General features: G+C 36.5%; 11 protein-coding genes. 7 read left to right on the forward strand and 4 right to left on the reverse strand.

All coding sequences use genetic code 11. From position 1 onward, the window contains the following. Positions 1–269: 269 nt before the first annotated feature. Entirely contained in the window at positions 270–830 is a 561-nt protein-coding gene (locus tag ACTJJG_RS15020) for a TetR/AcrR family transcriptional regulator (RefSeq protein WP_372552664.1), read from the forward strand. Positions 831–868: 38 nt separating this feature from the next. On the opposite strand, the gene ACTJJG_RS15025 is transcribed toward ACTJJG_RS15020, so the two are convergent. Continuing rightward, positions 869–1,735: a LysR family transcriptional regulator gene (locus ACTJJG_RS15025; protein WP_032055310.1), complete on the reverse strand. Its 867-nt coding sequence runs from the start codon at positions 1,733–1,735 to the stop codon at positions 869–871. Between the two features lie 328 nt (positions 1,736–2,063). On the opposite strand from ACTJJG_RS15025, the gene ACTJJG_RS15030 reads away from it, so the two are divergent. From ACTJJG_RS15030 to ACTJJG_RS15050, 5 genes are all read left to right on the forward strand, one after another. Next, positions 2,064–2,477, forward strand: coding sequence for a DoxX family protein (locus ACTJJG_RS15030; protein ID WP_069119415.1), 414 nt, complete (start codon positions 2,064–2,066; stop codon positions 2,475–2,477). Positions 2,478–2,527: 50 nt separating this feature from the next. Further along, positions 2,528–3,442, forward strand: coding sequence for a hypothetical protein (locus tag ACTJJG_RS15035; RefSeq protein ID WP_032055314.1), 915 nt, complete (start codon positions 2,528–2,530; stop codon positions 3,440–3,442). Between the two features lie 107 nt (positions 3,443–3,549). Next, positions 3,550–5,010 carry an alginate export family protein gene (locus tag ACTJJG_RS15040; RefSeq protein ID WP_032063050.1) on the forward strand — a complete coding sequence of 487 codons (1,461 nt, stop codon included), beginning with the start codon at positions 3,550–3,552 and terminating at the stop codon, positions 5,008–5,010. Positions 5,011–5,028: 18 nt separating this feature from the next. After that, positions 5,029–5,640 (forward strand): M17 family peptidase N-terminal domain-containing protein, encoded by a 612-nt coding sequence (locus ACTJJG_RS15045; protein ID WP_032063049.1) that lies wholly within the window; start codon positions 5,029–5,031, stop codon positions 5,638–5,640. 101 nt (positions 5,641–5,741) lie between these two features. Further along, positions 5,742–5,987 (forward strand): hypothetical protein, encoded by a 246-nt coding sequence (locus ACTJJG_RS15050; protein WP_080776951.1) that lies wholly within the window; start codon positions 5,742–5,744, stop codon positions 5,985–5,987. Between the two features lie 35 nt (positions 5,988–6,022). On the opposite strand, the gene ACTJJG_RS15055 is transcribed toward ACTJJG_RS15050, so the two are convergent. Both ACTJJG_RS15055 and ACTJJG_RS15060 read right to left on the reverse strand, forming a co-directional pair. After that, positions 6,023–6,709 (reverse strand): pirin family protein, encoded by a 687-nt coding sequence (locus ACTJJG_RS15055; protein ID WP_005068005.1) that lies wholly within the window; start codon positions 6,707–6,709, stop codon positions 6,023–6,025. A 188-nt stretch (positions 6,710–6,897) separates the two neighbouring features. Then, on the reverse strand, positions 6,898–7,758 hold the full coding sequence (locus ACTJJG_RS15060) for a siderophore-interacting protein (protein WP_032055323.1): 861 nt from the start codon (positions 7,756–7,758) through the stop codon (positions 6,898–6,900). A gap of 393 nt (positions 7,759–8,151) precedes the next feature. Between ACTJJG_RS15060 and ACTJJG_RS15065 the strand changes: the two genes are divergently transcribed. Further along, positions 8,152–9,996 (forward strand): AMP-binding protein, encoded by a 1,845-nt coding sequence (locus ACTJJG_RS15065; RefSeq protein WP_372552665.1) that lies wholly within the window; start codon positions 8,152–8,154, stop codon positions 9,994–9,996. A gap of 70 nt (positions 9,997–10,066) precedes the next feature. Here ACTJJG_RS15065 and basB read toward each other — a convergent pair whose 3' ends face one another. Further along, positions 10,067–12,097: an acinetobactin non-ribosomal peptide synthetase subunit BasB gene (basB, locus tag ACTJJG_RS15070; protein WP_081318499.1), complete on the reverse strand. Its 2,031-nt coding sequence runs from the start codon at positions 12,095–12,097 to the stop codon at positions 10,067–10,069. Between the last annotated feature and the right edge of the window lie 613 nt (positions 12,098–12,710).

The following is a 12,710-nucleotide window of genomic DNA, read 5'->3' on the forward strand; positions in this document are numbered from 1 at the left end:
GCAGAACTCCCAATAAAAAGGAGTTGGCTTTGCACATTCTTAATTTCTTGGCAGCGACTGCCAAAAGCTATAACGACACAACTTAAAAATTTAAAGCAGCTTGATGCCCTTTAGGGTTTTCAGGCTTTAAGTCATTACGGCTCAAAAAAACTTGCATTAACAATAAAACTTGAGATGTGCCAAGCACAGTCTTACGGCTTTGCTATGCCATTTTTCTCCCAAAAAAGTATCTAGTTTAGAAACAACAAGAATTTATAACGGTAAAAAATATGCCAAATTTAGTTCTCTCAACACGTGCGATCCAAATTATTAATACATCGATTCATTTGTTTCATCATCACGGATTTCATACCGTGGGCATCGACCGAATCGTGAAAGAGTCTCACACTCCAAAAGCAACTTTTTATAACTACTTTCACTCTAAAGAGCGATTTATTGAAATCTGTTTGATCGTGCAAAAAGAACGCTTAAAAGAAAAAGTAGTCTCAATTGTTGGGTACGATCAAAGTACAAACGTGAAGGATAAACTTAAGAAAATTTATTTCTTACATAGCGATGTAGAAGGGCCGTACTATTTGATATTTAAAGCAATTTTTGAAACGAAACTCAGCTACCCAAAAGCCTATATCACCGCAGTGAGGTATAGAACGTGGCTCATCAATGAAATTTATAGCCAGCTTAGAACATTTAAAAATGATGCGACTTTTCAGGATGCCAAATTATTTTTATATATTATCGAAGGCGCAATCATTCAGCTTTTAAGCTCGGAGGCGGCAATTGAACGGGAAAAGGTGCTGGATTGTTTTTTGGCGGGGTTGGTTTTTAGCTAATGAAAACCAATAGCTCTATGAGATCGAAAAGTTCTAAGCTATAAAGCTTCAGTAATAGACTGAAAATGTTGTTTTAACGTGTTTAAGAAAAGCTGAACCTTTTTTGGAATTTTTGATCCATAGGGCGTGGTTGCATAAAAATGAAGTTTTGTAGAAAAAATGTCTTGAGAGCAATTAATTATCACTCCCTCATCTTCATATTTTTTAGCCAAAAAATCCGGAATATATAAAATACCTTTATTTTTCTTACATAGATCCAAAAGTATTTCTATATTATTGCAGATTAGTTGAGGCGTCGAATTAATGATTTTATTTTCTAAGTCTGTTCTTGAATATAAAAATATATTATGTTTTCTTAATTCTTCTATACTTTTAGGTTTTCCATATTTTTTTAAAAAGGCAGCTGTTGCATAGAAGTTTCTTTTATAGCTATTTAGAATAAAAATATTTTCTTCTCTAACTTCCTCTTCAATTTTTAAAATAATGTCAAATTTATGTTCATTTATACCTAGTGCTTTTTCGGAAAATAATAAATCAATCTCGATATTAGGATATTGAATTAAGAAATTAGAAATAATATCTGAAAAGCAAGTTTGAATAAAAGCATGTGGAGCACTAACTTTTAATATACCCTCTGGGTACTTTTGGTCATAGATGAAGTCATTGGCAGCCAAATCTAACTCTTTAACAATAACTTTACAACGCTGATAAAACTTCTCTCCTGAGCGGGTGAGGTCCATCTTTCGGGTGTTACGCGTAAACAATGATGTACTGAATAAACTTTCTAGATAAAAAATTCTTTTAGAGACTTGATCTCGAGTAATACCTAAATTTCTAGAGGCATTACTAAAATTTCCATTCTCTACGACACTAATGAAAGTATAAATACAGTCTAGTTTATCCATTAAATTTTGAAAGGCTAACTTGGCGTGTCGCTAAACTATATTATGATCTTTTACTTATCAATCATTGTATCTTTTGAGGATACAGTTTGTATTTAAATAGGTATCTAGTAGTTTACGTTTATTTTTGATTTTATATATATTGTCTTTTATTTGGATTACTTGGTGGTTTATAAAAATATATAGGTGGTATTTTAAAATTAAAAAATTTTATCTGGTTTTAAAAAATTATTTTTAAGAGACTGGTTTTATATTAAATACATCGTTTTATTAATACTGGGGTGGATTTTTATAAATGATTAGAAATAAAGAATATCAATGAGGTAAAGAAATGAGTGACTTGATTAATAATAATCCAGTATGGGTTAAAAAGATTTTATCAATTCATGGATTGCTTCCACTTCTTCGAGTTGCATTAGTTTCAGCCTATTTGGTTGGTGGAATTAATAAGTTCATCGGTTTTCATGCGGCTATTGAGGAGCAAGCAAGTTTTGGTTTGCAACCGGCTTGGCTCTGGGCAGCCGCAGCGATTGTGATTGAAATTGTGGGTTCGCTCTTGGTTATTTTTAATCGTTTTGTCTGGTTAGGAGCAGGGGCTTTAGGCTGCTTAACCGCAATAGCGATGCTAGTTGCCAACGACTTTTGGAATCATACAGGTCCTGCATTTTTTAGTACGTTTAATAGTTTTTTCGAACACCTCGGTCTTATCGCTGCTCTGGTGATGGTCACTATTCTTTCTAATTAACAACCAAACAAACAATAAGCTACAGCATCTAATTCTAATAGGAGTCTTTTATGCGTAAATCATTATCAGCTTTGCTTTTAAGCACAATGCTAGTGGGCGCCAATGTTGCCATTGTTCCTCAGGTTTTAGCCAAGACAACAACGAGTGTAAAAAGTGAAGCACCCGGCGTAGCTCCTCAATACGATACAACACATGTGTATGTTAACCCCGAAGACTTCGATAAATTTACCGATAGCTTAGTAGCAACATTTGGGGGAACTAAATCTAAACAAGGCGTTTTTCAGGTCACTCCAACACCAAGCCAGACCATTTCCCAACTTGTATTGACCCCAGTAGGAACATTGTCTGTATTCGGCTTTAAAACACCAGTTCCACATCCTTTTGGCTTGGAAAGAACAGGCTATTTAGTCAAAGATATGGATGCGGCAGTGCAGTCTGCTAAAGCGAATGGCGCCGATGTCATTGTTGAGACATTTCCAGATCCGATCGGGCGTGATGCAGTCATTCAATGGCCGGGTGGCGTGAATATGCAACTTTATTGGCACACCACTAAACCGAGCTATAACAAACTAGAAACTGTGCCAGAAAATCGTATTTATATTTCAAAACAAAGTGCGGATTCTTTTGTTAAAAAATTCGTCAATTTCTCACACGGTAAAGTGGTTTCAGACAATCCTAAAGCGGCTGGTGTAGAAATTGGACGCCCAAATGAAACCTATAGACGTATTCGCGTGGAATCTGATTTCGGCAAAATGACAGTGTTGGTTACCGATGGTCATCTTCCTTACCCATATGGGCATGATATGACGGGTTATGAAGTCAAAAACTTATCTGAGACTTTAGATAAAGCGACAAAATCTGGTGCGACAGTCTTGGTGAATGCCTATAAAACAGATGGTCGCGAGGCCGCGATGGTACAGTTCCCGGGTGGTTATATTGCTGAAATTCATGCCGCTACAAAGTAATTTATTGCCTTAATGATTGATAAAACAACACTCATATTGCTTAAGGGCAATGTGGGTGTAAACGACTAAGTCTTTGCAATGACCTATTGATTACCGTGGAAAACTAGATGGCCCAGCATATTTCTAAAGATAGAAAATATCGAATTAAGTGCTCAGAAACTTACCGTAAAATAATTAAAATAAGTTTATTGCTGACGGGGAGTTTATTTTTTTATGAAGTTACTCATGCGGAAAATGAAGCTTCAAATACAAATGCATGTCCAACTCGTCCAAAAATCTCAACGAATCGCTGGCAGGAAAATTGGGATGTTTTAAAAAATCCATGTGTGCCAAAGAAAATAGGTGATGATTTTAAATATATACCTTTTGGTGATAATAATTATTTATCACTAGGGGCAAATATTCGCGAGCGTTTTGAAGTCAATAATAATGCGAGATTTGGTAGCGGAAATAATCAAGCCGATCGCTATTTAATTCAAAGATTACAAGTTCATGCCGATGCACGTATAGGTGATCATTTACAATTATTTACTCAGCTCAGTGATGCGCGAGCGTTTGATAAAAAGAATATTAGCAGTACCGATCAAAATAGACTTGATGTAGAACAAGCCTTTATTGCGTGGGTGAGTCCTTTAAATAATGGAACTTTTAAGTTTAGAGTTGGGCGTCAAGAGATGGCTTTTGACTTGCAGCGCTTTATTTCGAATCGCGAAGGGCCAAACGTTAGACAAGCTTTTGATGGCATTTGGTCTGGTTATGAATATGGCGATTGGAGAGTTTTAGGTTATCTCACTAGACCTGTTCAGATTGAAAAAGATTCAACTTTTAATGACCACTCGAAAAGCGATTTAAGTTTTAGCGGCTTTCGTGTAGATAAACAAAATGTATGGGGCGGTGAGTTATCTGGTTATTACTCACGTTATGAACGCGATAACGCATCTTTTACAAGCGTTAAGGGAAATGAGATTCGAGACTTATATGATGCTCGTCATATGGGTAAAAAGAATAATATTGATTGGGATGTTGAAGGCATGCTGCAACATGGAAAGATTGGTGGACAAACTATTCAGGCATGGGGACTCAGTAGCATTACAGGGTACACATTTGCTGAACAAGCTTGGTCACCACGTTTAGGCGTCCAGTTTGATATAGCCACAGGCGATAAAAGCGCCAATGATAATGAGCTCAATACCTTTAACCAACTCTTTGCAAATGGCTCATACTTTACTTTGGCGGGTTATAGTGGCTACAGCAATATCATTCACATCAAACCATCTCTTACACTTAAGCCTTCCGATAAACTCACCCTATTAACCGCATTAGGTTTTCAATGGCGTGAAACCACCAATGATGCAGTTTATTTCCAAGGCAATAACAGCATGGCGAACACAGCAGGACAAGGTTCAAGCTGGACGGGAGCATATATTCAACTAAGAGCAGATCAAAAAATAAATTCTAATCTGTCTGTTGCTGCCGAAGGAGTACACTTTGAAGTCGGAGACACGATTAAGAGAGCTGGAGGTAAAGACTCAAATTATCTGGGTGTTGAACTTAAATATGGATGGTAAATCGAGAAGAGAAAAAATATGGGCACAGATTTAAAGCAAACAAAAATTGGCTATTATCAAAATCTAGATATTGAACTGGTGACTTGGGACTGCACCTCGGCTGAGGTTGAACTTTCCTGTGCTTGTATTTTTGAACATGAAATGAATAACCGTTCTTTTTCTGGCGGTTTAGCACATTTAGATGAAGCACTAAATGGAAGGTTAAATGAAATACGGAAAAATAATTGGTTCAGTGCGAAATTGAACGATACTCTTTTAATAAATCAAACGCCATCGACCATACAAGCCTCTAAAGTTTTACTGATAGGAATGGGCGCTCCAGAAGAGTTTACGTTAGAGAGAATCAAGACCGCGATAAAAACTGTTGTAAAGACAACGCATCAACTGGAACTGAAAAGTGTGGCATTTGCCCCTAGTATTTTAGATACAGGTCTGAATCCTCCCTCTGGTTTAAATGAAGTAATGCTGCAAGCTCTCAAAGAGGAACTAGACCGACATCATCAGCTTCATTTGCAAAATTTAGTCAAAAAATCTGAAATTGAAAGATGGGTTTTTGATGCGGGTTTTCAAAATTATGAGGCGAAGGCCGAGCAATATATAAAGTCTTTTTCTAAAATTTTTTATAGCTAATATTTCAACTTATCAATAAACAACTTGTTTATTAAACATGACTCATATAATAAATGGGAACACAACAAGCATCTCTATAGCTTGATCTAGGAGGTCGTTATTTGAAGTTATTTATTATTATATTCATAGTCATTTTTTCTAGTATTGGGCTCATTTGTTTAATCGCACTACTCAGAAATTTAAAAAATTATTCACCATCTGGTGAGCATGATCATTCATCTACTTCAACACATCATTTTCACGATAATAGTCCGAGTCATCATCATAGCTCTAGTTATTCAAATGACTGTTCATCATCATCTTCAGATTCAGGCGGATGTGATGGCGGTGGTGGCGGGGGAGATTAAAAAAAGCCCTTTTATGCAAAGGGCTTTTTTATGATTTAAGGTAAATCGAACCAGATAAATTGACTGTCTTCAGTTGCGTGAATTGTCGCTTTATCTTCAAAAACTAAAGCATCACCTGCTTTAACTTCTTGATCGCCAATGCGAACTACACCCGAAATCACATGCACATAGTTCACTTTTTTAACCGTATCAACCGTTAACTCATGTCCTTTTTCCAATACTGCAGATTTTACTTCTGCATTTTGGCGAATATGCATTGGTGCATTTGCATCAGGTCCTGCAATTAAATGCCATTTGTTTGGATCTTTACGTGGGTCAAGATTAATTTGCTGGTAATTAGGCTCTGCATCTCTTTCATCAGGAATAATCCAGATTTGTAGTAAATGTACAGGCGTATCAGTGTTGTTGATTTCACTGTGGGCAACACCTGTGCCGGCACTCATAAGTTGCCATTCACCTGCTTTAATCTGGCCTTCATTTCCCATGGTGTCGCGATGTGAAATTGCACCATCTAGCACACAAGTTAAGATTTCCATGTTGTCATGGGAGTGCGTACCAAAACCATTATGCGCATCAATCTGGTCGTCATTAATTACACGTAGAGCGCTTACACCCATATATTTAGGGTCGTACCAACTACCAAATGAAAAGCTGTGATAAGACTCTAACCAGCCTGCTTTTACATGACCTCGATCTTCACTACGATGTAGATAAGCATTCATGATCTAATCTCCCAAATTTTTATTTATCTCTTGAGAAATATAGTAATGTTCTATGTGGGCTAAAAAATAGGTTAACTGCAACATGTCGTTGCATAATTGATATGGTCGTATAGTTTTATATTTATAGATCTATGTTGACTCATAAAAAAACCTGCACAAGGCAGGTTTTATTCAAATGATTGCTGATCTTAATTCGCTAAATCAAGGTCATCATATTCATTCAAGGTCTTACCTTGCTGAATATGTTTTTGATAATGTTGAGCACGGAGTATGTCTAGTTCTGAACTTGATACGCCATCTCTCCAATACCCAGCAATACGCACGTCATTTTTATTAAACTGTTTGTCTTCTAGAAAAAACTGGCGTAAAGCTCTGGCTTCTTTGCGTTCGCAAGCCGCCCAAATCGTAATATTGTCATAAGTTTTTAGCGCAAATGCTGCTTTTAAAAGAAGACCTTTTTGTGGCGTGTGATGTTCTTTATGGAACGAATGAATTTTGACGTGGTCATGACGGGGTAATTGGCTAGCAATATCTTTTTCAAAACTCTCAATGAAAATATCAGCACTTACGCCATTTTCCCATTCATTCAATATTGAATATAACGCAGGTACAGCCGTATCGTCGGCAAACATGACCACATGTTTTTTATGTATGAAATTGGGAATGAAATGAGGACGGGGGCCAATAAGCCCGATTTTTGTACCCACTTGAGCTGAATTAAGCCATTCCATTGCTGGGCTTAAATCTTCATGTTTAACAAAATCAATTTCGATTTGAGTGTTTACAGGATTGAACGAACGGACCGTATAGACGCGTGAGATGGGTTGTCCATCTGGCGGATTACTCACAATTAACCGAATTGCCAAATTGGGAGCTTGCCAAAGCTCTGGCTGTAATGTGTTGATTTTTCCTTGAATTCTGACAATGGACGGATACGGCGTATGGATCGAGACGATAGTCATCTCAAGCTGTTCCATATCTTGTAAATGGTCTTTTTCTTTTAGTAACTCGCCATATTCTTGTTTCGATTTTTCTGCAATTTTTGTCATACATATAACCCAAGCTTCATGATTACTATAGAGCGTAATAATTGATATAGATGTAGTCTCTCTATTCATTACGATAACTAAGTTAGCCCTAAATGTAAATAATAATCATTATTAATTGTGGTTTTTAGTTCATAAATATAGACCTCTAAACGATTAGACCTAAGGTTAAAAATTATCTTATTGTTTTGATATTTATGATTTTTCATAAATGACTTTTAAAACGAGAAAATTGATATTTCTCTTAATATTAATTGTAAATGATTATCATTTGTATTATTGTGCTGGGATATCTATTATTCGAACAAACAGCGATAAAGACGACATTTTTATAACTTTGTTTTGAATATTAGGTTGGGTGGTATTGCATAAAGAATAGGGTGAGGACCAAGATAAATGCTAAAAGATTTGAGTCAAAATTTAGGGCAAATGAATGATAAAAATAACAACGTAGAAAATTTCTTAAAGCAAATTTATGAAAATATTTTTGATCAAAATTCCAATCGAACAGCACTTATTTTTGAAGACCGTAGCATTAGTTATGCTGAGGTAGGGACTCAGGTCGCCAAAGTTATGTATGCGCTAAAAAAGCAAGATTTGGCGACAGGGTCAGTGGTTGCAATTTGTTTGAGAAAAAGTCCTGAGCATATTTATACCGCTTTGGCATGTGCGCTCACAGGCATCATTTGGTTACCTGTAGATATGGATTCTCCGCCGTCGAGACTGAACTATTTATTGACGAATAGTCGGGCAGATGTTGTGGTAAGTGACTTATCCATTGCTGGTGTTCAAAACCTAAATATTAATGAAATTTTATCGGCTACAACTGAGTATAAACCGAGCTTTAATGCCGAAATTAACCGACTTCCGGCATATTATTTATATACTTCGGGAAGTACAGGGACTCCGAAATGTGTGGTCCTAAATAATCAAGCCACTGAAAACACGCTACAACAAACGATCTCGGAATGGGGAATTACTGCTGACGATGTGATTATGGCGGTAACACCGTTTCATCATGATATGTCGGTATTTGATGTATTTGCTTCAATGGCAGTGGGCGCAACTTTGGTGGTGCCATCCTTTGAGCAAAGTAAAAATGCTGTTGCCTGGGCCAATTTAGTAGATCGTTACAAGGTTACGCTTTGGAGCAGTGTGCCTGCTATTGTCGATATGCTGTTCAGTGTAGCTCAAAAAGAACAACTACAGTCTTTGCGTTTAATTGCCCAAGGCGGCGACTATATCAAACCTTCACTCATCTCGAAGTTAAGAAAACAATTGCCTAACGCTCGTTTATTTTCATTAGGTGGACCTACCGAGACCACAATTTGGAGTATATGGCATGAAATAAATGAGGAAGATCAGGAAATTATTCCGTATGGAAAAGCTTTAGAAAATAACCATTATTTTATTTTGGATGAAAATCTGAAGCCTTGCCAAATGGGCGAGGTCGGTACGATGTATATGACTGGTTTGAATTTATCAAATGGTTATTTACTTGATGGGGAAATTTATTATAAAGATTTCGTTGAAATTCAAGTGAGTGAAAATGAAACTCAAACTGCTTTTCGCATGAGTGATCAAGGATATTTTAGGGAAGATGGAAATGTTATTTTTGCTGGGCGTGAGGAAGGTTATTTAAAGATAAAAGGCGTGAGAATCTCTGGGGCCGAGGTTGAAAATGCTTTAACGAAGAACCCGTATATTCATAATTGTGTGGTGGTAAGTTGTGTACATCCAACGGCTGAAACTCAAGAGTTAGTCGCCGTTTATACCCTAGAAAATAAAAAAACTACTCGCTTAAATAGCCCCGAATTAAAGAACTTTTTAAAAGTGCATTTGCCAAGTTCTCATATTCCTTCGAAATATTTGGTCGTCGAAACCATACCTTTGACCCGGAATGGAAAAATTGATCGTAAAGCTGTGCAAGAAATCGCTCAGGGGAAAATTTATGTATCTTCTACGTTGGCTACAAATTCCACTAAAACACTGTCATCAGTCGCTGGGGTGGGAGATTCGGTCTTATCGGTTTTCCGTGAATGTATAGCTGACAGCCAAGCTGAAAGAATGGATATTTTTTATAGAAGTGAAATATTAGCGATAGGCATTCGTCCAAAACAACTCATGAGTATTGCTCAGAAACTTTCTCAAAAGCTCAATACAGAAATTGATTTTTATACACTCATTAGCTGCAAAACAATTCAGGATGTGGTGAATAAAGTAGAGCAGCAAATAAAATAGAAAAATTGAAATGTGCTTAAAAGCAGAGTCGAGATGTTTGCTTTTAAGCACATGGTTGGTTTTAGGGCAACTAGATTTGAGCTAAGGTTGCCTTAATTTTTTCACAGATACTTTCCACTATTGCAGTCGGGAAGCGGTGGGCTTGATACGTAATGATCATGCTTAACTGATGTTGTCCATCAATCACATTTTCCATAATTTCAAAATGCAATCCGAACATCGATTCATCACGTTCTGGCAAGATCTGACGATAAGGAAGGTCTTGTCCCTGAGGTGTTTTAAGCGCGCCGTTTAAAGCGTTATTTGAATGGATATGAATAAACACATCAAATAACAATCCTTCATCGGCGCTCATTCCTAATGCATTTTGTATATGGTTGATGGGAATATCTGCATAGGCCATCGAGGTATTAATCATTGTGCTGATATTGTGGAGCAATGATTGGAACGAATCTGAATCACTAAACTGTGTGCGATGCGCCACCATTGTCGTAAAGTAACCCACCGTATCAAAAAACTCAGGATCAGTTCGTCCAGAAGCAGAAGTACCAATCACAATATCTTTTAAATTACCTTGTTGCTGTAACGCATTGGCGATAGCAGTATAGATAACCGCGAAAATAGAAGAACTGTGTTGTCTCGAAAATGCGAGGAGCTTTTCATACATTTCTGGTGCAAATTTAAGTTCGAGCCATTGGACTGGAGGTTTTTCCTTTTCAGCATTTAATTCATTTTCTGAAACAGGGAGACTTAGACCTTTGGTTGCTCCTGTTAGCAGGTTAGTCCAATAATTTAGATGGCCTTGGTTAATCCCTTGCTTTTGCTGGAGTAAAGAAAAATCAAGAATAGACTGGGCAGGTGCCTTCCAGTTCGGTGCTTGAGCATTTGAACGAGCAAGATAAGCATGTGCAAGGTCAGCCATAATGGTATTTAAAGACCATTCATCAATCACCATGTGGTGAACTAAAAACGATAGAGTTTGGCGACCTTTAGCATTTCGAATTAAACGAATTCTTAAGGGAAGTTCACGGGTTAAATCAAATTTATATGAAGCTTCACTGGCAAGCGTTGCATCTTTACTTTCGGCACTATTCCAAAACCATTTGAAGTGTTTAAGTTCAGACGTAGGAACAACCTGTTGATAGGTTTGACCATTGGCGCTATTAAAAATTGTGCGTAAACCTGCATGGCGCTCAACAATATCAGTAAAGGCTTGAAAGAAAATATCTTCATTAATTTCTTCAAGGAATTCTACGGCAAATGGCAAGTTATAAATTGGACTAAAATCGAACGCAGAATAAGCTTGCCACAGGAAATCTTGAGCTAAAGTAAGCGGGGCTTTATCGACACTTTGTAAGGTGGATTTTTCAGTTTTTGCAGATTTAACGAAAGCGTATTGGGCTAAGTCAGCAGCAGATGGAGATTTAAAGAAATCATTAAATTGAATCTCAATTCCATGTTTATTGAGTAGATTTCCAATAATTCGTGTTGCTAATAGTGAATGGCCGCCAAAATCAAAAAAGTCATCATGTTGGCTCATTTCTGGTTCAGCAAGGGTATTTCGGAACTCTTCTAAAATAATTTCTGAAACATAAGTTTGGTTAGGTTGTTGTGGCGTTTTTGCGAAACTTGTATCTAGATGATGTGAGATATCAATTTCCGTCAGTACCAATGGCATATTATTGGGTGAATATTGTTGATATCTATTTTGTATGGCCTGAATGAAATCTGACTTTTGATAGCTTTCATCAAGAATAGGATGGAGCGCTAAAATAAGAAAATAGTCTTGTTCAGTTTCTATGAGATTTGTAAGAAAAGGGGGATGAAATTCTGCATTCCATGCTTGGGCTTTTAAGGTAGCTACCTGCTCAAATACTTGTTCTGTATTGCTCTTTTTTAATTCTAGGCAAGCTGAATGATCATCAAATGGATATTTATATAAATCGCCTTCGTCACTAAATGTATAACGGACATTTAAGTCAGGCGTAGTTTTAATAATGTCTTGAATTGCTTTAATCAGCAGTTGAATGTCTAAACCTTGATTAACTTTCCACAGATTAAAACGTCGATTAACTTGTTCAGGCTGCTGTAATTGCAACATCCAGATATGTTCTTCGTAATCAGTAACCGAAAGGAGAGAGGGCGATTTGGAAAATTGTTCCAACATAAATGAATCCTGGTTTATCAAATGGTTATTTTCATCAATTTTTATTTCGCAAATTTTTTACATTAGATTAAATTTCATATAATTCATAATGTTATAGATTTGCTTGTTTGCAAAAATTGACCTTTTTCTAATGAGTTGATGTCCACATGAACTGTACTGATGTAACAGTAGGGTTACATTTTACCTTTAAACATACTATAATTGATTCTCATTTACATCAAGATTATTATTTGCAAGAAGATGATGCCAATTGAGAAGGACGAATTTTTAAAATAGAAAATAAATAATAAGTAATTGATTAATATTTATTTAATTCGAAATTGGTTCGGCAAAAATAATTTAAAGATGAAAAAAACGATCCTCAGAATAGGGCTGTGATTGTGCCTATTCAAAAGGAACTGATTCTGTTGTCTCGATAAAATTGAGGAATTTTCATGAGAATATTCAATCATGAAAGGTTAATAAGCCCATCAAATCTTGAACAAATTTTCTCTCGCTTTGTTTGGATGGGACTAAATTTGCAATTTGTATCGGCTTTATTACGCTC

Origin of the sequence: Acinetobacter sp. 22512 (assembly GCF_052044755.1) — a bacterium.
Classification (GTDB): Bacteria; Pseudomonadota; Gammaproteobacteria; order Pseudomonadales; family Moraxellaceae; genus Acinetobacter; species Acinetobacter pittii.

Coding starts and splice junctions, on each gene's coding strand:
- ACTJJG_RS15065 (WP_372552665.1), top strand. CDS start 8,152: ATGCTAAAAGATTTGAGTCAAAATTTAGGGCAAATGAATGATAAAAAT.
- ACTJJG_RS15020 (WP_372552664.1), top strand. CDS start 270: ATGCCAAATTTAGTTCTCTCAACACGTGCGATCCAAATTATTAATACA.
- ACTJJG_RS15030 (WP_069119415.1), top strand. CDS start 2,064: ATGAGTGACTTGATTAATAATAATCCAGTATGGGTTAAAAAGATTTTA.
- ACTJJG_RS15055 (WP_005068005.1), bottom strand. CDS start 6,709: ATGAATGCTTATCTACATCGTAGTGAAGATCGAGGTCATGTAAAAGCA.
- ACTJJG_RS15040 (WP_032063050.1), top strand. CDS start 3,550: ATGGCCCAGCATATTTCTAAAGATAGAAAATATCGAATTAAGTGCTCA.
- basB (WP_081318499.1), bottom strand. CDS start 12,097: ATGTTGCAATTACAGCAGCCTGAACAAGTTAATCGACGTTTTAATCTG.
- ACTJJG_RS15060 (WP_032055323.1), bottom strand. CDS start 7,758: ATGACAAAAATTGCAGAAAAATCGAAACAAGAATATGGCGAGTTACTA.
- ACTJJG_RS15045 (WP_032063049.1), top strand. CDS start 5,029: ATGGGCACAGATTTAAAGCAAACAAAAATTGGCTATTATCAAAATCTA.
- ACTJJG_RS15025 (WP_032055310.1), bottom strand. CDS start 1,735: ATGGATAAACTAGACTGTATTTATACTTTCATTAGTGTCGTAGAGAAT.
- ACTJJG_RS15035 (WP_032055314.1), top strand. CDS start 2,528: ATGCGTAAATCATTATCAGCTTTGCTTTTAAGCACAATGCTAGTGGGC.